Origin of the sequence: Pseudomonas benzenivorans (assembly GCF_033547155.1) — a bacterium.
GTDB classification, from domain to species: domain Bacteria; phylum Pseudomonadota; class Gammaproteobacteria; order Pseudomonadales; family Pseudomonadaceae; genus Aquipseudomonas; species Aquipseudomonas benzenivorans_B.
In genome coordinates this window covers 2,263,926-2,288,869 of sequence record NZ_CP137892.1, presented here as the reverse complement: position 1 = coordinate 2,288,869, position 24,944 = coordinate 2,263,926, and the positions used below count along the sequence as shown (strand labels likewise).

Below are 24,944 nucleotides of genomic sequence, written 5' to 3'. Positions count from 1 at the left end.
AAGGCAGATGAGGTGCTGGAGCGCCTATGACGACGAGGCGTGCCATGACGAGCAAGGCAGGGCCCCCTCGGGCGCTGGTGGTGATGGGTGTCAGCGGCTCGGGCAAGAGCACGCTCGGTCGGGCCGTGGCCCGCGCACTCGGCTGGCGCTACCTCGAGGGCGATCTGTTCCATCCCCCGCAGAATATCGAGCGAATGCGCGCCGGCATCCCCCTGGGCGATGCCGAGCGCGGCCCTTGGCTGGATGCCCTGGCCCATGGGGTGCTGGCCGTCCAGGCGGCCGGCGAAGGGGTGGTGCTGGCCTGTTCGGCGCTCAAGCGTAGCTACCGGCAACGCCTGCGTGCCGCCGTGCCTGGACTGCGCTTCGCCCACTTGAGTATCGACCCGGCCAGCGCTCGGCGGCGGGTCAACGCCCGCGCCGGCCACTTTATGCCGAGTAGGCTGCTCGACAGCCAGTTCGCCTGTCTCGAAGACCCCAGCGGCGAACCCGGGGTGCTGCTTATGGATGCCACTCTCAGCAGGGGCGCGCTGCGCCGGCAGCTCTGCGCCTGGCTGGGCGAGCGCGGCTAGGCGCGGGGGATCGCAGGCCTCAGGCGCTGGCCTGGTCGATCTTCCTCTCCTGGGCCGCGACCTGCTGGCAAATCTCGATGATCTGCTCGCGCATCCAGCGGTTGGCCGGGTCCTGGTCGGTGCTCTCATGCCAGTACAGGTGGGTTTCCAGGGTCGGTACGTCGCTGACCGGCAACTCCACATGGTGCAGGCCGTTGCGCCGGGCGAAGCGCTCCGGCACGGTCATGGCCATGTCGGTCTGCTGCATCACGGTGCTGGCCATCAGGTAGTGCTGCGAGCGCAGGGCGATCTTGCGCTGGATGCCCATCTTGCCCAGGGCCAGGTCGATGTAGCCCAGGCCGCTGCGGCGACTGGAAATGTGGATATGGGTCAGGGACAGGTACTCGTCCAGGCTGAGCTTGTCCTTGGCCAAGGGGTGGCCCTGGCGTAAAGCGCAGACATAGCGATCCTCCATCAGCTTGACGTGGCGTACCTGGGGGTCGGTATTCAGGGGCGCGTCCACGGCGAAGTCCAGGCGGCCGGCGGCCAGCTCCTTGGTGGTCTCGCGCCGCTTGGCCAGCATGCTCTCGATCACCAGTTGCGGCGCCAGGCGACGCAGGCGCTGGAACAGCGGCGGCAGGATGACCGCCTCGGTCAGGTCGGTCATGCTGATGCGGTAGGTCTTGTTCGCCTGGGCCGGGTTGAAGGTGCGGCTCTCCTGCACCGAGATGCGCAGCTGCTGCAGGGCGTTGCGCACCGGGCCGATGATGTTCTGCGCCATGGGCGTGGGCACCATGCCCTGGGCGGTGCGCACGAACAGCGGGTCGTTGAAGGTCTCGCGCAGGCGCGCCAGGGCGTTGGATACCGCCGGCTGGGTGATGCCGACGATCTGCCCGGCGCGGGTCAGGTTGGCCTCGCTGTAGATGGCATCGAAGACGACAAAGAGGTTGAGGTCGACCTTGTTCAGATTCATTGCGAGCGGGCTCCGCGGCTGGTCCGGTTCGCCGGATCATATATCGGTTATGAATGTTTATACACGACGAAAATAGCTTAGATTAATCAAAAGCCCTGTTCTAGCATCCTTCCCATGTCGCCAAGACCTCACTCAAATCCCGTCAGAAGGTAGCCCCATGGATTTCGCCTACTCCCCCAAGGTCCAGGAACTGCGTGAACGCGTGACGGCGTTCATGGAGGCCCATGTCTATCCGGCCGAAGCCGTGTTCGAGCAGCAGGTGGCCGAGGGCGACCGCTGGCAGCCGACCGCGATCATGGAAGCGCTCAAGGCCAAGGCCAAGGCCGAGGGCCTGTGGAACCTGTTCCTGCCCGAGTCCGAGCTGGGCGCCGGCCTGAGCAACACCGAATACGCGCCTCTTGCCGAGATCATGGGCAGCTCGCTGATCGGCCCGGAACCCTTCAACTGCGCCGCGCCGGACACCGGCAACATGGAGGTGCTGGTGCGCTACGGCAGCGAGGCGCAGAAGCAGCAGTGGCTCAAACCCCTGCTCAGCGGCGAGATCCGCTCGGCCTTCGCCATGACCGAGCCGGGCGTGGCCTCGAGCGACGCCACCAACATGGAGGCCAGCGCCGTGCGCCAGGGCGACGAGTGGCTGATCAACGGCCGCAAGTGGTGGACCTCGGGCGCCTGCGACCCGCGCTGCAAGGTGATGATCTTCATGGGCCTGACCGACCCGGAGGCGCCGCGCCACCAGCAGCATTCGATGATCCTGGTGCCGATGGACGCCCCCGGCGTCAAGGTGCTGCGCCCGCTGCCGGTGTTCGGCTACGACGACGCGCCCCACGGCCACGCCGAGGTGCTGTTCGACAACGTGCGGGTGCCCTATGAGAACGTCATCCTCGGCGAGGGTCGCGGTTTCGAGATCGCCCAGGGCCGCCTAGGCCCGGGCCGTATCCATCACTGCATGCGCTCGATCGGCATGGCCGAACGCGCCCTCAAGCTCATGTGCGAGCGCGCCATCGAGCGCACCGCCTTCGGCAAGCCACTGGCGCGCCTGGGCGGCAATATCGATCTGATCGCCGACTCGCGCATGGAAATCAACATGGCCCGCCTGCTGACCCTCAATGCGGCCTACATGATGGACACCGTCGGCAACAAGATCGCCGCCAGCGAGATCGCCCAGATCAAGGTGGTGGCGCCCAACGTCGCGCTCAAGGTGATCGACCGCGCCATCCAGATCCACGGCGGCGCCGGGGTCTCCAACGACTTCCCGCTGGCCTACTGGTACGCCATGCAGCGCACCCTGCGCTTGGCCGACGGCCCGGACGAGGTGCACCGCGCGGCGATCGGCAAGTTCGAGATCGGCAAGTACATGTCCCGCGAGGCGATGAAGGCCACGCGCTGAAGGCGGGCACGCCGATTGAACGGCCTGGGCCCGCCATGGGGTGGGCCCCGGGCATCTGGCTCGTTTCTCAGGGCCGCGGCTCGTCGCAGTCGTCCTGCAGCCAGCCCAGGCGCAGATGCAGTTGCGCGGCGAAGGTGCGGGCCGCCAGCTCCTCATGGACGTTCAGGGCGCGCCGGCCGCAGCACCCTTGTACGATGGCATGGATACTGACCGGGGGCGCGTCAGCTGCTGTGACGGTCCTGGGTGTGTGTGCGGGTCTTGAGCAGCGACAGCGCCACGCCGCCGCCCAGCAGCGCCAAGGTTACGCCCAGCGACAGCAGCGCCGGCACCGGGCCGAGCAGCTCGTGCAGGAAAATCTTGCCGCCGATGAAGATCAGCACCAGTGCCAGGGCGTATTTCAGATAGACGAAGCGGTGCATCAGCGAGGCCAGGGCGAAATACAGTGCGCGCAGGCCGAGAATCGCGAAAATGTTCGAGGTGTAGACGATAAAGGGGTCCTGGCTGATGGCGAACACCGCCGGCACGCTGTCCACGGCGAAGACCAGGTCGGCCAGCTCGATCAGCACCAGGGCCAGCAGCAGCGGCGTGGCATGCAGCCGCAGCCTGCCGCCGCCGGGCTCCGGCAGGCGCACCAGAAAGCGCCCGCCATGCAGCTCGTCGGTGACCCGCAGGTGCCGGCGCAGGAAGTTCAGCAGCGGGTTGCGCGCCAGGTCCGGATGCCGCTCCTCGCGGGTAAACAGCATCTTCACCCCGGTGAGCAGCAGGAAGGCGCCGAACAGGTAGAGCACCCAGTCGAAACGCTGTATCAGGGCGGTGCCCAGGCCGATCATCAGCGCCCGTAGCAGCACCACCCCGAGGATGCCCCAAAACAGCACCCGGTGTTGGTAGCGACGGGGAATGTCGAAGTAGCTGAGGATCACCGCCATGACGAAGACGTTGTCCATCGACAGCGACTGCTCGACCAGCAGACCGGTGTAGAACTCCAGGGCCTTGGTCGCCCCCAGCTGCCACCAGATCCAGGCTCCGAACGCCATGCCCACGCTGAAGTAGCCGCCGTAGAGCAGCAGGCTCTCGCGCATCTCGATTTCATGCTGCTCGCGGTGCAGCACCCCCAGGTCCAGCACCAGCAGGGCGACGACGATGGCGGCGAAGGCCAGCCAGAACCAGCCGGGGGTGCCGAGAAAGGAGAGGGTGAGGAGGCTGTCCAGTGCGGTCATAGGCCCTCCCTGATGTCCGCCTAAGTTGAGAACCAACTTGGTGACGCCGACATCACGGTGAACATTCACCGCCAGAGGGGCCCGGTATCACTGGGAGTAAGGCTAGAGCCGAATACCCCCCAGGGCAAATCCCAGGCCGCCGACGATGCCGGCCTGGGATGCAAGCGGGCTCAGTACACCCAGACTTCGACCCGGCGATTCTTGATCCGCCCTTCGTCGGTATCGTTGACGGCCACCGGCAACTCGTCGCCCAGGCCGATGATGTCGCGGAAGATCACTCCCTGCTTCGCCAGTTCGCGGCGCACCGCCATGGCACGCAGCTTGGACAGCAGCTCGGCCCGGGCCGGATCGGACTTGGGGTCGCCGAACCCGACCAGCACCACCTTGTGGCGCAGCTTGTCCTGCTCCTTGAGGAAGGTCAGCACCCGGGCGAAATCCTGCCCGGTCTTGTTGTCCAGGCTGGCGCTGCCCTCCTGGAAGCGGAAGTTCACCGACAGGCGCTGGGCGTCCCTGGCCAGGGCCTGGTAGGCCGCCGGCATGGCCGGGTCGGGCTTGACCTGCACGGCCTGCACGGTCTGCGCGATGAAGCCGTTCTGCGCCACTATGGCCTGTCCGCGCGGGCTATGGGCGAAGCGGATCAGGGCCTTGGCCCAGGGATTGTCCAGCGCCGGCTGGTTGTACAGGAACAACCGTCGCGACAGGGGGTAGTCCTCGGTGGCGATCAACGTCTCGCTCGGCGGCATGGCCAGGGAATCCCCGGCGGCGACGGCCAGGGCCTTGGCCTGACGAATGTAGGGCAGGCCGATAAAGCCGATGCCCTGGGTGTCCCGGCTGACCAGGTCGGAGAGGCGCTCGCTGGATTCGAAGCGGCGGGCGCCGGCGGCCAGGTTCTTGCCATTGGCGGCCAGTACCAGCTCCTTGAAGGTGTCGTAGGTGCCGGAGTTGTCGTCCCGGGCGTACAGGTTGATCGGCCCCGGGCGCCCACCGAGCTGCGCCCAGTCGGCGATCTCGCCGGCGAACACCTGGGCCAGCTGATCGATGCGCAGCGCCTCGATGGGGTTGCTTGGATGCAGGATGATCGCCAGGCCGTCGATGGCGATGACCTGCTCGGCGTCCCGGCTCCTCATGTCGCCGAGGGCCGCCAGGGCGGCGACCTCGCCGGCCTTGATCGGCCGCGAGGAGGCCGCCAGATCGGCGCTGCCGCTGTGCAGGGCGGCGAAGCCGGTGCTGGAGCCGTGGGCCGCCACCTCGATGATCACGCTGCGGCCCTGGTCGGTGGTGCCGACGATCCGCTGCTCGTTCTCCGCCTTGCCCGGTCGCACGTCGATGGCGTCGACGCCTTGCTGTTCGAGCAGGCCCTTGGCCAGCGCCGGTCCGAGCTTCGCGCCTATGGTGTTGGAGCCCTGGATGCGCAGCACGCTGCTGCCGTCGGCGGGAACCGGCAGGGCGGCGGAGATCGGCCCGGACAGGAGCGAGCCGATGAAGCCTAGCAACAGCAGGGCTGCGTTCAGGTTCCGGGGTTGGCGATCACGATCTTGCAGGGCGCGCGGCATGCTGCAGACACCTTCTATGGGTGGATGAGGATGCCGTGACGATAAGACAGAAAGATGACCGAAATGTGACAGCTGCGTGTGCGCGGATGCTCTAGGATGAGGCTTACCGGCAAGCCCGCCGATTGCCGGGGCTCGGCAATCGGCTCGGCTCAGCTCAGCTCCAGCCAGATCGGCGCGTGGTCCGAGGGCTTCTCCATGCCGCGCAGTTCGTAGTCGATGCCAGCGTCCTTGATCCGCGCCTGCAGGGCCAGGGAGGCGAGGATCACGTCGATGCGCAGGCCGCGTTTGGGCTCGTCCTCGAAGCCGCGGCTGCGGTAGTCGAACCAGCTGAAGCGGTCGTTCACCTGCGGGTTGAGGCGGCGGAAGCTGTCCACCAGGCCCCAGTCCTTCAGCTCGGCCAGCCACTGCCGTTCCTCCGGCAGGAAGCTGCACTTGCCGGTCTTGAGCCAGCGCAGGCGGTTCGGCTCGCCGATGCCGATGTCGCAATCCTCCGGCGAGATGTTGATATCGCCCATCACCACCAGCGCCTGCTGCGGCTGGAACCGGCTGCGCAGCAGCTGCTGCAGGTCGGCGTAGAAGCGCTGCTTGGCGGGGAACTTGAGCGGGTGGTCGCGGTTCTCGCCCTGGGGGAAGTAGCCGTTCATCACCGTCACCGGATTGCCCTGGACATCGGCGAAGGTGCCGTAGATGAAGCGCCGCTGGGCATCCTCGGCGTCACCGGGAAACCCCTTGTGCAGCTCCAGCGGTGCCTGGCGCGAGAGCAGAGCGACGCCGTAGTGGCCCTTCTGCCCGTGGTAGTGCACGTGGTAACCGAGCTGGCGGATCTCCGCCTCGGGGAATTGCTCGTCGGCGACCTTGGTTTCCTGCAGGCCGATCACGTCCGGCTGGTGCTTGTCGATCAGCGCCGCCAGTTGATGGGGGCGCGCGCGCAGGCCGTTGATGTTGAAGGAGACGATCTTCATGGGGCGGCAGATCCTGGGGCAGTTGTCTGGAAGGCCTGGGATGCTAGCCGATCCCCGGGGGGCGGGGCCAGTCGCCTGGCGGGCGCGGGGCTGCGGTGCTAACGTGGCCCAAGGCCACGCAATCCAATAACAACAGAGGTCGCGCCCATGCCCAACAGTCCAGCCGAGATTCGCCAGCTCGATGGCGGCTATGCCCGCGAGGCCCGCTCGCTGCTGTACCACGCCTACCGTCACGAACCCACCTTCGCCTACCTGTTCGAGGCCGGTCGCACGGGCTATGACCAGCGCGTAAGGGCCACGGTGCGCGAGCTGGTGCAGCAGCATTTCAGCGAGGACCTGCCGGCCCTGGGCCTGCTGATCGACGACCGCCTGATCGGCATGGCGCTGATCGCGCCGCCCCAGCGGCGTCTGGACATCACCGAAAGCTGGGGCTGGCGCATGCGCATGCTGCTGACCACCGGCTTTCGCTGCACCCGGCGCTACCTGGAGTACCACGATGCCGTGCTGGCCTGCCTGCCGCCGGGTACCTATCACCTGTTGCCGCTGCTCGGCATCCATCCGGAGTTCCAGGGCCAGCACTACGGCGAGCAGCTGCTCGAGGCGCTGCACAACTGGTGCGCGGAGGATGGCAGTTCCCAGGGCGTGGTGCTGGACACCGGTGACGAGCACTACCTGGACTTCTACCAGCGTCAGGGCTACCAGGAGGTCGGCCAGGTGGCGGTCGGCCCCATAGTCGAGCACGTGTTTTTCCATCCCAATCCGCAGCCTGCGGTCAAGGCCAGCGCCTGATTCGGCGCGTGCGCGGCGCCGCCGCGCAACTAGCGTCCGGAGGCTCTGGCCAGGGGCGCGGCGCGTGCTAGCATCGCTCCCATGACCATCCTCGAAAAGCTCTGCGCCGGCCTGGCGCTGCTGTTGCTCAGTGCCACCATCCTCGCCGAGGCGCGGCTGGAGGTGCGGGTGCAGCCGGCCAACAAGGCCCTGAAGAGCAACATCGAGGGGCACATCGGCAGCCTCGGCAAGCGTGATCCGGAGTCCCTGCAGCGCTTTCGCCGGGTGGCCGAGGCCCAGGCGCGCAAGGCCGTTCAGGCACTGGGCTATTACCGGGCGCGGATCGCCAGCGAGGTGATCGCCGGAGAGCCGCACCGCCTGATCATCGAAGTCGATCCCGGCGAGCCGGTGCGCTTGCGCGAGGTGGTCCTCAGGGTCGAGGGGCCGGCCAGCCAGCTACAAGCCTTCCGCGTGCCCGGCGATGCCCAGCTGCGCAGCGGCGCGGTGCTCAACCATGGCCGCTACGACGCCGCCAAGCGGCAGATCCAGAACCAGGCCTCGCGTTACGGCTTCTTCGCCGGACGCTTCGCCCAGCAGCAGCTGCGCATCGACCCGGACGCCGGGGTGGCCGATATCGCCCTGGTCTACGACAGCGGCCCGCGCTACCGCCTGGGGGCGGTGCGATTCAGCGGCGACGCGCCGTTCGACGAGGAGCTGCTGCGGCGCATGGTGCCGTTCGAGGCCGACAGCCCCTACGACTCGGAGCTGATCGCCGAGCTGTATCAGTCGATGCGCGCCAGTGGCTATTTCGAAACGGTGCGGGTCGATGCCGACCCGGCCACCGCCGTGCAGCAGGCCATCCCGGTCGAGGTCCAGTTGCAGGTGCGCAAGCCGCGCAGCCTGGGCCTGGGCCTGGGCGTCTCCACCGATGTCGGGGTGCGTGGGCGGGCCAACTGGACACGCCACTATGCGAACCGCAAAGGTCACAGCTACGGTGCCGAGCTGGAGCTGTCGCAGCCGCGGCAGAACGTCGGCCTGTGGTACGACGTGCCCCGCGATCCGCCGCTGACCGACAAGCTGCGCTACGCCGGTGGCTACCAGTACGAGGAGCTGGCCGACACCGACAGCCTCAGCCGCCTGCTGACCATCGGCCCCGAGTGGCACAGCCGGCTGGACAGCGGCTGGCAGCGAGTCATCTCGCTGAAATGGCAGCGCGAGGAGTATCGCCTGGGCGATGACTCCGGCCTCAGTACCCTGTTGATGCCCGGCATCAGTTACGCCTACCTGCACAGCGACAATCAGCTGGACCCCAATCGGGGCTATCGCCTGCAGTTCGACCTGGCGGGGGCCAAGCAGGGGCTGCTTGCGGATGCCGACGTCATCCACGGCACCGTACTGCTCAAGGGCCTCACCACCCTGGCGGACAAGCACCGCCTGCTCGGCCGGGTGCAGCTCGGCGCCACCGAATCCGGCGGCTTCAAGGGGGTGCCGCCGTCGCTGCGCTTCTTCGCCGGCGGCGACCAGAGCGTGCGCGGTTATGACTACCAGAGCCTGTCGCCGGAAAATGCCCAGGGCGACAAGATCGGCGGCCGCTACCTGTTCGCAGTCAGTGCCGAGTACCAGTACGGTCTGACCGAGCGCTGGCGTCTGGCGACCTTCGTCGACCAGGGCAACAGCTTCAACGCCCTGGAACTGCCCAGCCTGAAGAGCGCGGTGGGGTTCGGTCTGCGCTGGGTGTCGCCGGTCGGCCCGCTGCGCCTGGACCTGGCTCACCCGCTGGATGACCAAGGCGGCGTGCGCCTGCACTTCTCCATGGGGCCCGAGCTGTGAGGCGCGGTCTGCGCTGCGGCGCCTATGCGCTGCTCGGCGTCATCGCCCTGGTAGCGCTGGCACTGTGGCTGCTGCTCGGCACGAGCGGCGGCAGCCGCTGGGCGCTGGAGAGGGTGCCGGGGCTGAAGGTCGAGGGTTTCGAGGGCCGCCTGGGCGGCCGTTGGCAGGCCGAGCGCCTGACCTGGCATCAGGACGACGATCGCCTGGTGGTGCAGGCGCCGCTACTGGAGTGGTCGCCACGCTGCCTGTGGCGTCTGACCCTGTGCGTCGCGCGTCTGCAGGCCGAGCGGGTCGAACTGCAGAGCGCCCCGAGCACGGAGCCCGATGCCCAACCCTTAGGCCTGCCGGATCTGCAATTGCCCCTGGCCGTGGAGCTGGGCGAACTGCGCATCGGCAGCCTGCTGATCGATGACGATGAGCCGTTGCACGGCCTGCAGTTGTCGGCGCACTGGCAGGACGAGGGCCTGAGCATCGACCGTCTCGCGGTGCGCCGCGGTGGGCTGCAGCTCGAACTGCAGGGCCGCCTGCAGCCGCAAGGAGCTTGGCCGCTCAGCGCCAGCGGACGTCTGCAGCTGCCGGCGCCCGATAAGCACGACTGGCAACTGGCCCTGGAGGTGGACGGCGACCTGCTCGGCAGTCTGCGCCTGAGCGCCGACAGCAGTGGCTATCTGCAGGGGCGTCTGAGCGGCGAGGTGCAACCGCTGGCCGAGAACCTGCCGGCGACCGCCCGGCTGATCGCCGATGGCTTCATGGCCAGCGGCGAACTGCCGCCGACCCTGCGCCTGGACAAGGTCGAGCTCAGCGCCGGTGGCGACCTGGCCAGCGGTTACCGGGTCCAGGGCACGGCCGAACTGCCGGGGGAGGGCGGTGCGCTGGCCCTGGCCCTGGCCCTGCAGGGGCGGGTCGACCTGCAGGGCGCCGAGGTGGCCAAGCTGAGCCTGGAAGCCGGGCCCGAGCAACATCTGCACCTCAGCGGCCGGATCGACTGGCAGGAGGCGCTGAGCCTCGACAGTCGTTTCCACTGGCAGGACTTCCCCTGGCGGCGCCTGCTGCCGGAGGTCGAAGAGCCGCCGGTGAGCCTGCGCCAGCTGCGGGGTGAGCTGGCCTATCAGGACGGCCACTACCTCGGCCACTTCGCTGCCCAGCTGCAGGGACCGGCCGGCGACTTCAACCTGCAGAGCCCACTCAGTGGCGACCTGCGGCAGTTGTTCCTCCCCGATCTGCGCCTACAGGCCGGCCAAGGTCGCGCCACCGGCCAGCTCAGCCTGGGCTTCGCCGAGGGCCTGCGCTGGGACGCACGGCTGCAGCTGAGCGACCTCGATCCAGCCTACTGGCTGGCCGAGCTGCCCGGACGGCTCGCCGGTCCCCTGAACAGCAGCGGCGAGTTGCAGCAGGGACGTCTGCGTCTGGAGGCGGACATCGACCTCGACGGTCGCCTGCGCGGCCAGCCGGCGCGCCTGCAGGCCCAGGCCAGCGGGGCCGGCGACCACTGGACGCTGCGCCGGATCGACCTGCGCCTGGGCGACAACCGCATACAGGGCAGTGGCGCGCTGCAGGAACGCCTCAGTGGGCAGTTGCAACTGGCGCTGCCGCGCCTCGGCCAGTTGTGGCCGCAGCTACAGGGCCAGCTCGAGGGGCGGCTGGACCTGGCCGGCAGCCTGCAGGCCCCACAAGGCCGGCTGCGGGCTCAAGGCCGGCGCCTGGCCGTTGCCGAGCGGCGTGTACAGCGCCTGGAGTTGGATGCCCGGCTCGACGCCACACAGCAGGCCCGGATCGAGCTGCAGGCCGATGGCATTGCCCTGGGAGAGACCGAGCTGGGCCGCCTGAGCGCGACGGGTCGCGGCGATGCGCGACGCCAACAGCTGCAGGTGCAGCTCGAGGGGCCGTTGCTGCGCGGCGCCCTGGATGTGGCCGGCGAGCTGCGTGACGGTGCCTGGCACGGCCGGTTGCGCAGCGGCGAGGTGCACAGCGGCGGCCAGGACTGGCGCCTGCAGCAACCGGCCGGCCTGCTGCGCAGGGCCGACGGCCGACTCGAACTGGGCGCCCATTGCTGGCGTTCCGGGCCGGCCAGCCTGTGCGGCGAGGCGCAACGGCTGCTGCCCGAGCCGCAGATTCGCTATCGCCTGGCCGACTTCCCCCTCGACAGCCTGAGCCCCTGGCTGCCCAAGGACTTCGCCTGGCAGGGGCAGCTGGATGCCGAGATCGCCCTCGACTTACCGCCCAGCGGGCCCCGCGGTCGGGTCACGGTCGATGCCGGGCGCGGCAGTTGGCGCATCCGCGATCAGGATCAGTGGCTGACGTTCGGCTACGACGAGCTGCGCCTGGACAGCCAATTGCGCCCGGCGGGCATCGACACGCGGCTCGCGCTGCGTGGGCCGAAGCTCGGCGAACTGTCGCTGCAGGCCACGCTCGATCCGCGTTCGACGCGCAAGCCGCTGAGCGGCAGTTTCCGCCTGAGCGGCCTGGACCTGGCCCTGGCCCGGCCCTTCGTGCCACGGGTCGAGCAGCTGGCCGGACGCCTGGAGGGCAGCGGCAGCCTGGGCGGCGAGCTGCTGGCGCCGCGGATCGATGGCCGTGTGCAGCTGCGCGATGGTGAGATCGGCGGCGGCGAGCTGCCGAGCAACTTCCGCGACCTGCAGCTGCAGGCGAATATCGCCGGCGAACGCCTGCAGCTGGACGGCGGTTGGCGCAGCGGTGAGCAGGGGCGCGGCGAGTTGTCCGGCGAGCTGACCTGGGCCAGCGGCCTGCAGGGGCAGCTGCGCGTGCGTGGCAGACGCCTGCCGGTCAGCGTCGAACCCTATGCGGAGCTGGAGGTCGAGCCGGATCTGCGGCTGAGCCTGGCAGCGGATCAGCTGGCCCTGAGCGGCAAGGTGGCGATACCCCGCGGCAAGATCCAGATACGCGAGCTGCCGCCGTCCACCGTGCAGCTGTCCGATGACGCCGTGATAGTCGGTCAGGACAGCCCGCCGGCCCGGGCGCCGGCCATCGCCATGGATATCGACGTGGAGGTCGGCCAGGACCGCCTGAGCTTCTCCGGTTTCGGCCTGAGGGCCGATCTGGCCGGACGTGTGCACATCGGCGACGACCTCGACACCCGCGGCGAACTGAACCTCAACAACGGACGCTTCCGTGCCTATGGCCAGCGCCTGACCATTCGCCGCGCACGCCTGCTGTTCGCCGGGCCCATCGACCAGCCGTTCCTCGACATCGAGGCGATCCGTCGGGTCGATCAGGTGGTCGCCGGTCTGCGTCTGAGCGGCCGCGCCGAGCAACCCAGGAGCGAGGTGTTCTCCGAGCCGGCGATGAGCCAGGAGCAGGCCCTGTCCTACCTGGTGCTCGGCCGGCCACAGGGGCAGGGCAGTGGCGACAACAACCTGCTGGCCCAGGCGGCCCTGGCCATGGGGCTGGCCAGCAGCGCCTCGCTGACCGGCGGCCTGGCCCAGCGCCTGGGCATCGAGGACTTCCAGCTCGACAGCGAGGGCAGCGGGGTAACCACCAGCGTGGTGGCCAGCGGCAACCTGTCCGAGCGCCTGAGCCTGCGTTACGGCGTCGGCGTGTTCGAGCCGGCCAATACCCTGGCGCTGCGCTACCAGTTGAGCAAGCGCCTGTACCTGGAGGCCGCCAGCGGCCTGGCCAGTTCCCTGGACCTGTTCTACCGCCGCGACTTCTAGTCTCGTCCTGGCCAACGGCACGTCGTCCTGAAGCTGCATCGGCTGCTCTGGACTAAAGTGATTTATCAAGCCCAGGTGCAGGTCAATGTTCGCGGCCGGCCGGCCAGCGGCGCGCGCAATCAGATGAAGGAGACTGCCATGGAGTTCATCACCAACCTGGTCAATCAAGTCAACGGCCTGGTCTGGGGCCCACCCATGCTGGTGGCGATCCTCGGCACCGGACTGTTCCTCATGCTGCGTCTGAAGTTCATGCCCCTGAGCAAGATAGGCGCCGGTTTCAAGCTGATGTGGCAAGGCCGCAAGAAGGGCGACGAGGCCAGTGGCGAGATCAGCCCCTTCCAGGCGCTGATGACCTGCCTGGCCGCCACGGTCGGCACCGGCAACATCGCCGGCGTGGCCACCGCGATCTTCCTCGGCGGCCCCGGCGCGCTGTTCTGGATGTGGTGCACCGCCCTGGTCGGCATGGCCACCAAGTACTGTGAAGTGGTGCTGGCGGTGCATTACCGCGAGACCGACGCGCGCAAGGAGCATGTCGGTGGACCGATGTACGCGATCAAGAACGGCCTGGGGCCCAAATGGGTATGGCTGGGCACGGCCTTCGCCATCTTCGGCGGCCTGGCCGGCTTCGGCATCGGCAACATGGTCCAGGTCAACTCCATGGCCCACGCCCTGACCGACACCTTCGGCGTACCGGCCTGGGTCACCGGGCTGGTCGCCATGGTCTGCGTCGGCCTGGTGATCCTCGGCGGCATCAAGCGCATCGGCCTGGTCGCCGCCTCCCTGGTGCCGACCATGGCCATCGCCTATATTGCCGCGGCCGTCGTCGTGCTGGTGGTGCATTCCGCAGCGATCCCCGGCGCCTTCGCGCTGATCTTCACCCATGCCTTCAGCCCGGTGGCCGCCACCGGCGGCTTCGCCGGCGCGGCGGTGATGGCGGCCATCCGCTTCGGCGTGGCCCGCGGCATCTTCTCCAACGAGGCGGGCCTGGGCACCGCCGGCATCGCCCAGGCGGCCGGTACCACCACCAGCGCGGTGCGCTCGGGGATGATCGGCATGCTCGGGACCTTCATCGACACCCTGATCATCTGCACCCTGACCGGCCTGGCGATCATCTGCTCGGGCATGTGGACCAGCGGCGTCAGTGGCGCGGGGCTCTCGGCGGCGGCCTTCGAGGCCGGCATGCCCGGTTTCGGCGGCGCCATCCTCAGCATCGCCCTGGTGGTCTTCGCCTTCACCACCATCCTCGGTTGGGGGTATTACGGCGAGAAGTGCTGGGAATTCCTCGTCGGTACCCAGTCGATCCTGCCGTTCCGCATCCTCTGGGTCCTGGCCGTGCCCTTCGGTGCCATCGCCCAGCTGGACTTCGCCTGGCTGCTGGCCGACACCCTCAACGGCCTGATGGCACTGCCCAACCTGCTGTCGCTGTTGCTCCTGAGCCCCGTGGTGGTCAAGCTGACCCAGGAGCATTTCGCGAGAAACTGATGTGTCGCCGGGACGGGAAGAAGAGTCTGACTTAAGGGTCAGATATTTCTGTCCATCCCGGTTCAACCCGATAACAGCCCTCAACCCTGCAGAGAAAGGATCAACTCATGGCGCAAGTCACCCTCAAAGGCAACCCGGTACAAGTCGCTGGTCAGCTGCCGCAGGTCGGCCAACAGGCCCCGGCCTTCAGCCTGGTCGGCAGCGATCTGAGCGATGTCAGCCTGGCCAGCCTGGCCGGCAAACGCAAAGTGCTGAACATCTTCCCCAGCGTCGATACGCCGACCTGCGCCACCTCGGTACGCAAATTCAACAGCGAAGCGAGCAAGATGGCCAACACCCTGGTGCTGTGCATCTCCGCTGACCTGCCGTTCGCCCAGGCGCGTTTCTGCGGTGCCGAAGGCCTGGATAACGTGATCAGTCTGTCGACCATGCGCGGCGGTGAGTTCCTCAAGGATTACGGCGTGGCCATCGCCGACGGTCCCCTGGCCGGCGTCGCCGCGCGCGCCGTGGTGGTGCTGGACGAGCACGACAAGGTGCTGCACAGCGAACTGGTGGCCGAGATCGCCGACGAGCCGAACTACGACGCGGCCGAGGCGGCGCTCAAGTAAAGGCGGCTATCGCAGCAAGAGAAACGGCCCACCACATGGGCCGTTTTTTATTGGGCTTAGCGACCATTACGAGCGCTGCCTGCGCCTGCTGGCCGACTTGGAGGAGACCGAGTCGGTCTCGCCCGCAGTTGCAGCGGCCCCCAGGGCCGTTTGCGCGTGGATCTGCCGGCCTCGCTCGCGCATCGCGTGGTGATTCCGGCGCTGCCGGAGTTCTGCGCCCGCTATCCGCGCATCGAACTGGAAGTCGGCGCCAGCGACCGCCCGGTGGACCTGATCCGCGAAGGGGTGGATTGCGTGCTGCGGGGCGGCGAGGTGCACGACAGCAGCCTGGTGGCCCGGCCTTTGACCGCGCTGCCGCAAGTGACCTGTGCCAGCGCAGCCTACCTGGCGCGGTACGGCACGCCACACACCCTCGCCGAGCTGGAGGGGCACCGGGCGGTCAACTATTTCTCCTCGCTGACCGGACGGCGTTTCCCCCTGGAGTTTCTGGTGGCGGGGGAGCGGGTCGAACTGGCCTTGCCCGGCAGCATAAGCCTGAGTAATGCCGAGTGTTATGTCGCCGCTTGCGAGGCGGGAATGGGCATCATCCAGGCGCCGGAGTACCACCTGCGTGAACAGTTGGCAGCCGCCACCCTGCTGTAGATACTCGGCGACGTGCGGCCGGCACCGCTGCCGCTGACCGCGCTCTATCCGCCCCAGCGGCAACTGTCGCGGCGGGTACGGGTGTTCGTCGACTGGCTGGTTGAACTGTTTTCCCGACACGACCTGCTGAGCCAGAAGCTCTCCGGGTAGCCCAGGAACCGGAGAACACTGCGCCAAGGCATCGGGCGGTACCTGTTTTTGCCGGCGGCTCATAGGCTTAGCCAACTCGCGCGAGGGTAAATAGGCGGTAAAGAGGCTTTGCTTCATGGCCGCTACTGCTTATCGTTCAGGCTCCCAAGAAAGCGGTCCGAGCCATGCCCGAGATTCAAGCGACACCCCACCGACTGTACGCCGCGCGCCGCCAGTGGCTGACGGGCCTGAGCCTGCTGGTCGGCGTCATTTTGCTCGTCTGGTGGTTCTGGCCGAGCCAGCCCGAGCCGCGGCGCGGCGGGGGGCACTGGGGCGACGGCGGGCCAGTGCCGGTACGGGTGGCCAGCGTCCTCCAGGGCGATTTCCCGATCGAACTCAAGGCCTTGGGTACAGTGACCGCCTACAACCGGGTCGATGTGCGTCCGCGGGTCGAGGGCCAACTCGTCGAGGTGTTGTTCGCCGACGGCCAGCGGGTCGAGGCCGGCGAGCTGCTGGCGCGCATCGACCCGCGCCCCTACGAGGTGGCCCTGCAGCAGGCCCTCGGTGTGCAGCAGGAGAACCAGGCGCAGCTGCGCAACGCCGAGATCGACCTGGCCCGCTACCGGGGCCTGTACGAACAGGACTCCATCGCCAAGCAGACGCTGGACACCCAGCAGGCGCTGGTCAACCAGTACCGCGGTACCCTCCAGAGCAACCAGGCGGCCGTCGCCCAGGCGCGCCTGAACCTGGGCTTCACCCAGGTGCGCGCGCCCATAGGCGGGCGCCTGGGGCTGCGCCAGGTGGATGCCGGCAACCTGGTCGGCCCCGGCGACACCCTGCCGCTGGTGGTGATCACCCAGACCCAGCCGGTGTCGGTGCTGTTCACCCTGCCGGAGGCCGAGCTGCCGGCCGTGCTGCAGCAGTTCCGCGGCGGCCGGTCATTGCCGGTGGAGGCCTGGGACCGCAACGAGCGCATTCGGCTGGCCGAGGGCCGGCTGGACAGCCTGGACAATCTGATCGACACCGCCACCGGCACGGTCAAGCTCAAGGCTCGCTTCGAGAACGCCGAGGAGCTGCTGTTCCCCAATCAGTTCGTCAACGTGCGCCTGCGCCTGCAGACGCGCGAGAACGCGACCCTGATGCCGGCTGCCGCCGTGCAGTACGGCGCCCGCGGCACCTTCGTCTATGTCGTAGATGGCGACAACAAGGTGCAGGTCCGGCCGATAGTCGCCGGCCCCAGCAACGGCGAGCTGACCCTGGTGGAACAGGGCGTGCAGGCCGGCGATCGCCTGGTGCTCGAGGGCACCGACCGCCTGCGCGAGGGCAGCCTGGTCGAGGTGGTAGGTGACAGTGAGGCGCCGGCCACGGTGCAGGCCGAGACCGGGGCGCAGGACGACGCATGAACGCCTCGCGCCTGTTTATCCTGCGGCCGGTCGCCACCACCCTGGTCATGCTGGCGATCCTGCTCAGCGGCCTGATCGCCTACCGCCTGCTGCCGGTCTCGGCGTTGCCGGAGGTGGACTACCCGACCATTCGCGTGATGACCCTCTATCCAGGCGCCAGCCCGGATGTGATGACCCGCTTGGTGACCGCGCCGCTGGAGCGCCAGTTCGGCCAGATGGCGGGCTTGAAGCAGATGTCCTCGACCAGCTCCGGCGGCGCCTCGGTGATCACCCTGCGTTTCAACCTGGAGGTGGAGCTGGACGTCGCCGAGCAGGAGGTGCAGGCGGCGATCAACGGGGCGAGCAACCTGCTGCCCGGCGACCTGCCGGCGCCGCCGGTGTACAACAAGGTCAACCCGGCGGACACCCCGGTGCTGACCCTGGCGGTCAGCTCCAAGACCCTGCCGTTGCCGCAGGTCAACGACCTGGTCGACACCCGCCTGGCGCAGAAACTGGCCCAGACCAGCGGCGTCGGCCTGGTCACCCTGGCCGGTGGCCAGCGGCCGGCGGTGCGCATCCGGGTCAACCCCGAGGCCCTGGCCGCCTACGGGCTGAACCTGGCGGACGTGCGCAGGCTGATCACCGCCAGCAACGTCAACCAGCCCAAGGGCAATTTCGACGGCCCGACCCGGGTCTCGCAGCTGGACGCCAACGACCAGCTGCAGTCGCCGGACGAGTACCGCGAACTGATCCTCAGCCATCAGGACGGCGCCACCCTGCGCCTGCAGGATGTCGCCGAGATCGTCGACGGCGCCGAGAACCAGCGCCTGGCGGCCTGGGCCGACCGCAACGAGGCGGTGCTGGTGAACGTGCAGCGCCAGCCGGGCGCCAACGTCATCGAGGTGGTCGAGCGCATCCAGACCCTGCTGCCGCACCTGCGCGAGGGCTTGCCGGCCAGCGTCGAGGTGCGGGTGCTCACCGACCGCACCCAGACCATCCGCGCCGCGGTGCGTGACGTGCAACACGAGCTGTTGCTGGCGGTGGCGCTGGTGGTGCTGGTGACCTTCCTGTTCCTGCGCAAGCTGGCGGCCACGGTGATCCCCTCCATCGTCGTGCCGCTGTCGCTGATCGGCACCTTCGGCGTGATGTACCTGGCCGGCTTCACCCTCAACAACCTGACACTGATGGCCCTGACCATCGCCACCGGCTTCGTGGTGGACGACGCCATCGTCATGCTGGAGAACATCGCCCGCCACCTGGAGGCCGGCGAAACGCCGCTCAACGCCGCGCTCAAGGGGGCCAGGGAGATCGGCTTCACCCTGATCTCGCTGACCCTGTCGCTGATCGCGGTGCTGATTCCCTTGCTGTTCATGGCCGACGTGGTCGGACGGCTGTTTCGCGAGTTCGCCATCACCCTGGCGGTGGCCATCCTGATCTCCCTGGCGATTTCCCTGAGTCTGACGCCGATGATGTGCGCGCGCCTGCTCAAGGCCGAGCAGGGCGAGGGGGAAGGGCGCTTCTACCGGGCCAGCGGCGCCTTTATCGATGGATTGATCGCGCGCTACGGCCAGTGCCTGCAGTGGGTACTGGCCCGCCAGGGGCTGACCCTGCTGGTGGCGCTGGCTACCCTGGGGCTGACCGTGCTGCTCTACCTGGCGGTGCCCAAGGGCTTCTTCCCGGTGCAGGACACCGGGCTGATCCAGGGCATCTCCGAGGCGCCGCAGGCGATCTCCTTCCGCGCCATGAGCGAGCGTCAGCAGCGCCTGGCCGAGGTGATACTGCGCGACCCGGCGGTCGCCAGCCTGTCGTCGCACATCGGCGTGGACGGCGACAACCCGACCCTGAACAGCGGCCGCCTGCTGATCAACCTCAAGCCCCATGCCGAACGCGAAGTCAGCGCCAGCCAGGTGATCGAACGGCTGCGCCCCGAGCTGGCCCGGCTCAGCGGCATCGAGCTGTACCTGCAGCCGGTGCAGGATCTGACCATCGAGGACCGGGTCAGCCGTACCCAGTTCCAGTTCAGCCTGGAGTCGCCGGACCTGGCGCTGCTGGAGCAGTGGGTGCCCAGGCTGGTCGACGCCCTGGCCCGTCAGCCGCAACTGCGCGATGTCGCCAGCGACCTGCAGAACCGCGGCCTGCAGCTGTACCTGCAGATCGACCGGGACCTGGCCGGGCGCCTCGGCGTGAGCATCGCCGATATCGACGACGCGCTGTACGACGCCTTCGGCCAGCGGCAGATCAGCACCATCTACACCCAGGCCAACCAGTACCGGGTGGTGCTGGAGAGCCAGGGCGCCGGCAGCCTCGGCCCGGCGGCGCTGCGCCAGGTGCATGTGGCCACGGCATCCGGCAGCCAGGTGCCGCTGGCGTCCCTGGTCCGTATCGAGGAGCGCGCCGCCAGTCTGCTGGTCAACCACATAGGTCAGTTCCCGGCGGCGACCCTGTCGTTCAACCTGGCAGGCGGCGTGGCCCTGGGCGAGGCGGTGGCGGTGATCGAACGGGTGCAGCAGGAGATCGGTCTGCCGGCCGGCATCCAGAGCCGCTTCCAGGGCGCGGCCGAAGCCTTCCGCGCCTCGCTCTCCAGCACCCTGCTGCTGATCCTGGCGGCCGTGGTCACCATGTACATCGTCCTCGGCGTGCTCTACGAGAGCTATATCCACCCCATCACCATCCTCTCCACGTTGCCCTCGGCCGGGGTCGGCGCCTTGCTCGCACTGCTGCTGACCGGCAACGACCTGGGCCTGATCGCCATCATCGGCATCATCCTGCTGATCGGCATCGTCAAGAAGAACGCGATCATGATGATCGACTTCGCCCTGGAGGCCGAACGCAACCAGGGCATGACCCCGCAGGAGGCGATCTACCGCGCGGCGCTGTTGCGCTTCCGGCCGATCCTGATGACCACCTTGGCGGCGCTGTTCGGCGCCATCCCGCTGATGCTGGCGACCGGCTCCGGCGCCGAGCTGCGCCAGCCCCTGGGCCTGGTGATGGTCGGCGGCCTGCTGCTCAGCCAGTTGCTGACGCTGTTCACCACGCCGGTGATCTACCTGTACTTCGACCGCCTGGCCCGGCGCCTGAGCGGGCGCAGTGCGGCCGGCCTGGTGGTCGAACGATGAACCTGTCCGCGCCCTTTATCCGCCGGCCGGTGGCGACCCTGCTGCTGAGTCTGGCGATCCTCCTGCTCGGCGGCGTCAGCTTCGGCCTGCTGGCCGTGGCGCCGCTGCCGCAGATGGATTTTCCGACCATCACGGTGCAGGCCAGCCTGCCCGGTGCCAGCCCACAGATCATGGCCTCCAGCGTGGCCACGCCACTGGAGCGTTCGCTGGGCACCATCGCCGGCATCAGCCAGATGAACAGCCGCAGCAGCCAGGGCAGCACGCGGATCATGATCCAGTTCGAGCTAGACCGGGACATCAACGCCGCCGCCCGCGAGGTGCAGGCGGCGATCAATGCCGCCCGCGAGCTGCTGCCCAGCGGCATGCGCTCGCTGCCCAGCTATCGCAAGGTCAATCCGGCGCAGGCGCCGATCATGGTGCTGTCGCTGACCAGCGAGGTGCTGGACAAGGGCCAGTTGTACGACGTCGCCTCCACCATCCTGGCGCAGAAGCTGGCCCAGGTGAGCGGTGTGGGCGAGGTGTCGATCGGCGGCAGCTCCCTGCCGGCGGTGCGGGTGGCCCTGGAACCGCGCCTGCTCGACCAGTACGGCATCGCCCTGGACGAGGTGCGCCAGGCCATCGCCGCGGCCAACGTGCAGCGGCCCAAGGGCGCGGTGGAGGACGCCGAGCGCCACTGGCAGGTGCAGGCCAGCGACCAGCTGGAGCGGGCCGCCGACTACCTGCCGCTGCTGATCCGCTACCAGGACGGTGCAGCGGTGCGCCTGGGCGATGTGGCGACGGTCAGCGACGCGGTGGAGGACCGTTACAACAGCGGCTTCTACAACGACAGCAGCGCCGTGCTGATGGTGATCAACCGGCAGAGCGGGGCGAATATCATCGAGACCATCGCCGGCATCCGCGAACAGCTGCCGGCGTTGCGCGCGGTGATCCCGGCCAGCGTCGACCTGCAGGTGGCCATGGACCGCTCGCCGGTGATCCGCGCCACCCTGCACGAGGCCGAACGCACCCTGCTGATCGCCGTGGCCCTGGTCATCCTGGTGGTGCTGGCCTTCCTCGGCCGCTGGCGCGCGGCGCTGATCCCGGCCCTGGCGGTGCCGGTGTCGCTGGTCGGCACCTTCGCGATCATGTACCTGCTGGACTTCTCCCTGAACAACCTGTCGCTGATGGCCCTGATCATCGCCACCGGCCTGGTGGTGGACGACGCCATCGTCGTGCTGGAGAACATCGCCCGGCATATCGAGGCCGGCGACCCGCCGCTCGCGGCGGCCTTCAAGGGCACCCGCGAGGTCGGCTTCACCCTGCTGGCGATGAACCTGTCGCTGGTAGCGGTGTTCGTCTCCATCCTGTTCATGGGCGGTATCGTTGAGCGGCTGTTTCGCGAGTTCTCCATCACCCTGGCGGTGGCCATCCTCATCTCCCTGCTGGTGTCGCTGAGCCTGACGCCCATGCTCTGCGCCCGCTGGCTGCGGGCCGAGAGCGCCGCGTCGCGTGGCAGCGGGCTACAGCGCCTGGGCGCACGGCTGCAGAGGCGGGTGCTGGAAGCCTACCGGCGCAGTCTGGACTGGGCCCTGCGCCACTCGCTGCTGATGCTGATCGGCCTGTTGGCGACCATCGCCCTGAACGTCTTCCTGTTCGTCAGCGTGCCCAAGACCTTCCTGCCACAGCAGGACACCGGCCAGCTGATCGGCTTCATCCGCGGCGACGATGGCCTGTCGTTTCAGGTCATGCAGCCGAAGATGGAAAGCTACCGCCGCGCGGTGCTGGCCGACCCGGCGGTGGACAGCGTGGCCGGCTTCATCGGCGGCAGCGGCGGGATCAACAACGCCTTCATGATCGTGCGCCTGAAACCCATGAACGAACGCCGGGCGAGCGCCCAGCAGGTGATCAGCCGCCTGCGCAAGAATCTGCCCAAGGTCCCGGGCGGGCGGTTGTTCCTGATGCCCGATCAGGACCTGCATATCGGCGGACGCGAAGGGCGCAGCTCGGAGAACGAATACCTGCTGCTGTCCGGCGACCTCGGGCTGCTGCGCCAGTGGCTGCCCAAGGTGCGCGAGGCCCTGCGCGCCCTACCCGAGCTGACCGACATCGACGCCCAGGAAAGCGAGGGCGCCCAGCAGATCCGCCTGCTGGTCGACCGCGAACGGGCCCAGCGCCTGGGGGTGGACATGGCCATGATCACCGCGGTGCTCAACAACGCCTTCAGCCAGCGCCAGGTGTCGACCATCTATGCCAGCCTCAACCAGTACAGCGTAGTGCTGGAGATCAACCCGCAGTATGCCCAGCACCCCGAAGCCCTGGAGCAGATCCAGCTGATCGCCGAGGACGGCGCGCGGGTGCCGTTGTCGAGCTTCGCCAGCTGGGAGCGCAGCATCGAGGAGGACAGGGTCAACCACCAGGGCCAGTTCGCCGCGGAGAACATCGGTTTCTCCCTGGCCGAGGGTGTCAGCCTGGAACAGGCCACCCAGGCGATCGAGCGGGCGGTGGCGCGCCTCGGCCTACCGAGCGAGGTGCAGGGCACCCTGGGTGGCACCGGTGCGGCCTTCCAGCAGGCCCAGCAGAACCAGCCGTGGATGATCCTGCTGGCGTTGGGGGTGGTCTATATCGTCCTGGGGGTGCTCTACGAGAGCTACATCCACCCGCTGACCATCCTTTCGACCCTGCCCTCGGCCGGGGTCGGCGCCTTGCTCGCCCTGCAGCTGCTGGACACCGAATTCAGCCTGATCTCGCTACTCGGGCTGTTCCTGCTGATCGGCATCGTCAAGAAGAACGCCATCCTGATGATCGACCTGGCCCTGCAGCTCGAGCGCAGCGAACGGCTCAGCCCGGAGGAGTCGATCCGCCGCGCCTGCCTGCTGCGCTTCCGGCCGATCATGATGACCACCCTGGCGGCACTGCTCGGCGCCTTGCCGCTGATGCTGAGCAGCGCCGAAGGCGCGGAAATGCGCCAGCCGCTGGGTATCACCATCGTCGGCGGGTTGATCCTCAGCCAGCTGCTGACCCTCTACACCACCCCCGTGGTCTACCTCTACTTCGACCGCCTGCGCCACCGGGTCAACCGCTGGCGCGGCGTGCGCAGCGATGCCGCCCTGGAAACCCCGCTATGAGAGCTGTGACGTCCATCCCACGCCCCCTGGGCCTGATCGCCCTGAGCCTGCTGCTGGCCGGCTGCGCCATCGGCCCGGATTACCGACGGCCCGAACTGGCCACCCCGGTGCAGTTCAAGCAGATAGAGGGCTGGACCCTGGCCGCCCCCGGTGACGCCCTGGAGCGCGGAGCCTGGTGGACGCTCTATGGCGACGCCGAGTTGAACGCCCTGGTCGAGCGTCTAAACCTGTCCAACCACAACCTGGCCGCCGCGGCGGCCCAGTACCGCCAGGCCCGCGCCTTGGTGCGCGGCGCCCGGGCGGCCTTCTATCCGAGCCTGTCGAGCAGCGCCGGGGTGACCCGGGCGGGGCAGGGCGGCGGCGACAGCACCCTGAGCACAGCGGACGGCTTCAGCGTCGGCGGGGCCAATACGGCCAGTATCTCCAAGAATTACGACCTCAGCCTGAATGCCGCCTGGGAACTGGATGTCTGGGGCAAGCTGCGCCGCGCCCTGGAGTCCAGCCAGGCCGACTTCGAGGCCAGTGCGGCCGATCTCGCCGCACTACGCCTCAGCCTGCAGGCCGAGCTGGTGCAGACCTACCTGCAACTGCGGGTGCTGGATGAGCAGCGGCGTCTGCTGGAGGCCACGGTCGCGGCCTACGCCCGATCCCTGAGGCTTACCGAGAACCAGTACAACGCAGGCATAGTCCCCAGGTCGGACGTCAGCCAGGCGCGCACCCAGCTCAAGAGTACCGAGGCCCAGGCCATCGACCTGCGCTGGCAGCGCGCCCAGCTGGAGCACGCCATCGCCGTGTTGGTCGGAGTGTCGCCCAGCGAGCTGGGCATCGCCCCCCGTGACGCGCTGCCGCTGCTGCCGCAGATACCCGTGGCACTGCCTTCGCAACTGCTGGAGCGGCGCCCGGATGTGGCCGCCGCCGAGCGCCGGGTGATGGCCGCCAACGCCCAGATCGGCGTGGCCGAGGCCGCCTGGTACCCGGACCTGAGGCTGTCGGCCAGCGGCGGCTACCGGGGCAGCAGCTTCGCCGACTGGGTCAGCCTGCCGAACCGCTTCTGGTCGATCGGCCCGAACCTGGCACTGACCCTGTTCGACGGAGGGGCGCGCCGTGCCGAGCTCCAGCGCAGCGAGGCGGCCTATGAGCAGACGGTGGCCGAGTACCGTCAGGTGGTGCTCGACAGCTTTCGCGAGGTCGAGGACCGGCTGGTGCAACTGCGCGTGCAGGAGCAGGAGGCGCAGGTCCAACAGCAGGCCCTGGAGGCGGCGCGCGAGTCGTTGAGGCTGCTCGAGAACCAGTACCGGGCCGGCACCGTCGACTTCAACAGCGTGGTCAACGTACAAGCCACCGCGCTGAACAACGAGCGCAGCAGCCTGACCCTGCTCGGCAGCCGCCTGACCGCCAGCGTGCAGCTGATCGCCGCCTTGGGCGGTGGTTGGCAGGCGGCTACCGCTTCCAAGACAGAAGAGGCCCGTGCTAGTCTCGGAGAAAGATAGCACTTTGACATCGCTTGCCTGCTCCAGGCGGCTGGACGCCGGATATCCTTGAGCTAGGGTACAGACTGAGCAATGGCACATT

The 24,944-nt window shown here is 68.4% G+C and carries 15 protein-coding genes and 1 pseudogene; 12 read left to right on the top strand and 4 right to left on the bottom strand.

Translation table 11 applies throughout. The features are described 5' to 3' along the window. The first annotated feature begins 44 nt into the window (after positions 1-44). Positions 45-569 (top strand): gluconokinase, encoded by a 525-nt coding sequence (locus tag SBP02_RS10350; RefSeq protein ID WP_404824324.1) that lies wholly within the window; start codon positions 45-47, stop codon positions 567-569. Between the two features lie 19 nt (positions 570-588). On the opposite strand, the gene SBP02_RS10345 is transcribed toward SBP02_RS10350, so the two are convergent. Next, positions 589-1,521: a LysR family transcriptional regulator gene (locus SBP02_RS10345; RefSeq protein WP_318639644.1), complete on the bottom strand. Its 933-nt coding sequence runs from the start codon at positions 1,519-1,521 to the stop codon at positions 589-591. 157 nt (positions 1,522-1,678) lie between these two features. On the opposite strand from SBP02_RS10345, the gene SBP02_RS10340 reads away from it, so the two are divergent. Continuing rightward, positions 1,679-2,908: an acyl-CoA dehydrogenase gene (locus SBP02_RS10340; RefSeq protein ID WP_318639643.1), complete on the top strand. Its 1,230-nt coding sequence runs from the start codon at positions 1,679-1,681 to the stop codon at positions 2,906-2,908. Positions 2,909-3,129: 221 nt separating this feature from the next. Here the strand turns inward: SBP02_RS10340 and SBP02_RS10335 are convergent, their stop codons facing one another. From SBP02_RS10335 to xthA, 3 genes are all read right to left on the bottom strand, one after another. Further along, complete coding sequence (locus SBP02_RS10335; protein WP_318639642.1) at positions 3,130-4,125, bottom strand: TerC family protein; 996 nt, start codon at positions 4,123-4,125, stop codon at positions 3,130-3,132. Positions 4,126-4,295: 170 nt separating this feature from the next. Further along, positions 4,296-5,678: a phosphate ABC transporter substrate-binding/OmpA family protein gene (locus tag SBP02_RS10330; protein WP_318639641.1), complete on the bottom strand. Its 1,383-nt coding sequence runs from the start codon at positions 5,676-5,678 to the stop codon at positions 4,296-4,298. A 149-nt stretch (positions 5,679-5,827) separates the two neighbouring features. Further along, complete coding sequence (gene xthA, locus SBP02_RS10325; protein ID WP_318639640.1) at positions 5,828-6,640, bottom strand: exodeoxyribonuclease III; 813 nt, start codon at positions 6,638-6,640, stop codon at positions 5,828-5,830. A gap of 147 nt (positions 6,641-6,787) precedes the next feature. On the opposite strand from xthA, the gene SBP02_RS10320 reads away from it, so the two are divergent. The 10 genes and pseudogenes from SBP02_RS10320 (at position 6,788) to SBP02_RS10270 (ending at position 24,862) form a co-directional block, all read left to right on the top strand. After that, positions 6,788-7,429, top strand: coding sequence for a GNAT family N-acetyltransferase (locus SBP02_RS10320; RefSeq protein ID WP_318639639.1), 642 nt, complete (start codon positions 6,788-6,790; stop codon positions 7,427-7,429). A gap of 81 nt (positions 7,430-7,510) precedes the next feature. Next, positions 7,511-9,238 carry an autotransporter assembly complex protein TamA gene (locus SBP02_RS10315; RefSeq protein ID WP_318639638.1) on the top strand — a complete coding sequence of 576 codons (1,728 nt, stop codon included), beginning with the start codon at positions 7,511-7,513 and terminating at the stop codon, positions 9,236-9,238. After that, positions 9,235-12,909, top strand: a complete 3,675-nt coding sequence (locus SBP02_RS10310; protein WP_318639637.1) for a translocation/assembly module TamB domain-containing protein — start codon at positions 9,235-9,237, stop codon at positions 12,907-12,909. The genes SBP02_RS10315 and SBP02_RS10310 overlap by 4 nt, the downstream gene beginning before the upstream one ends. Before the next feature lie 138 nt (positions 12,910-13,047). Then, positions 13,048-14,391 carry an alanine/glycine:cation symporter family protein gene (locus SBP02_RS10305; protein WP_318639636.1) on the top strand — a complete coding sequence of 448 codons (1,344 nt, stop codon included), beginning with the start codon at positions 13,048-13,050 and terminating at the stop codon, positions 14,389-14,391. Positions 14,392-14,498: 107 nt separating this feature from the next. After that, positions 14,499-14,999 carry a thiol peroxidase gene (tpx, locus tag SBP02_RS10300; RefSeq protein ID WP_318639635.1) on the top strand — a complete coding sequence of 167 codons (501 nt, stop codon included), beginning with the start codon at positions 14,499-14,501 and terminating at the stop codon, positions 14,997-14,999. A gap of 64 nt (positions 15,000-15,063) precedes the next feature. Further along, positions 15,064-15,791: pseudogene (locus SBP02_RS10295) on the top strand (LysR substrate-binding domain-containing protein); the annotation flags it as partial. Between the two features lie 164 nt (positions 15,792-15,955). Continuing rightward, positions 15,956-17,173 carry an MdtA/MuxA family multidrug efflux RND transporter periplasmic adaptor subunit gene (locus SBP02_RS10285; protein ID WP_318639632.1) on the top strand — a complete coding sequence of 406 codons (1,218 nt, stop codon included), beginning with the start codon at positions 15,956-15,958 and terminating at the stop codon, positions 17,171-17,173. Beyond that, positions 17,170-20,268, top strand: coding sequence for an MdtB/MuxB family multidrug efflux RND transporter permease subunit (locus SBP02_RS10280; RefSeq protein ID WP_318639631.1), 3,099 nt, complete (start codon positions 17,170-17,172; stop codon positions 20,266-20,268). The genes SBP02_RS10285 and SBP02_RS10280 overlap by 4 nt, the downstream gene beginning before the upstream one ends. Beyond that, positions 20,265-23,372: a multidrug efflux RND transporter permease subunit gene (locus SBP02_RS10275; protein ID WP_318639630.1), complete on the top strand. Its 3,108-nt coding sequence runs from the start codon at positions 20,265-20,267 to the stop codon at positions 23,370-23,372. The genes SBP02_RS10280 and SBP02_RS10275 overlap by 4 nt, the downstream gene beginning before the upstream one ends. Then, a complete protein-coding gene (locus SBP02_RS10270) occupies positions 23,369-24,862 on the top strand; it encodes an efflux transporter outer membrane subunit (protein WP_318639629.1) in 1,494 nt (497 codons plus the stop codon). Before SBP02_RS10275 ends, SBP02_RS10270 begins: the two co-directional genes overlap by 4 nt. Positions 24,863-24,944 lie beyond the last annotated feature (82 nt).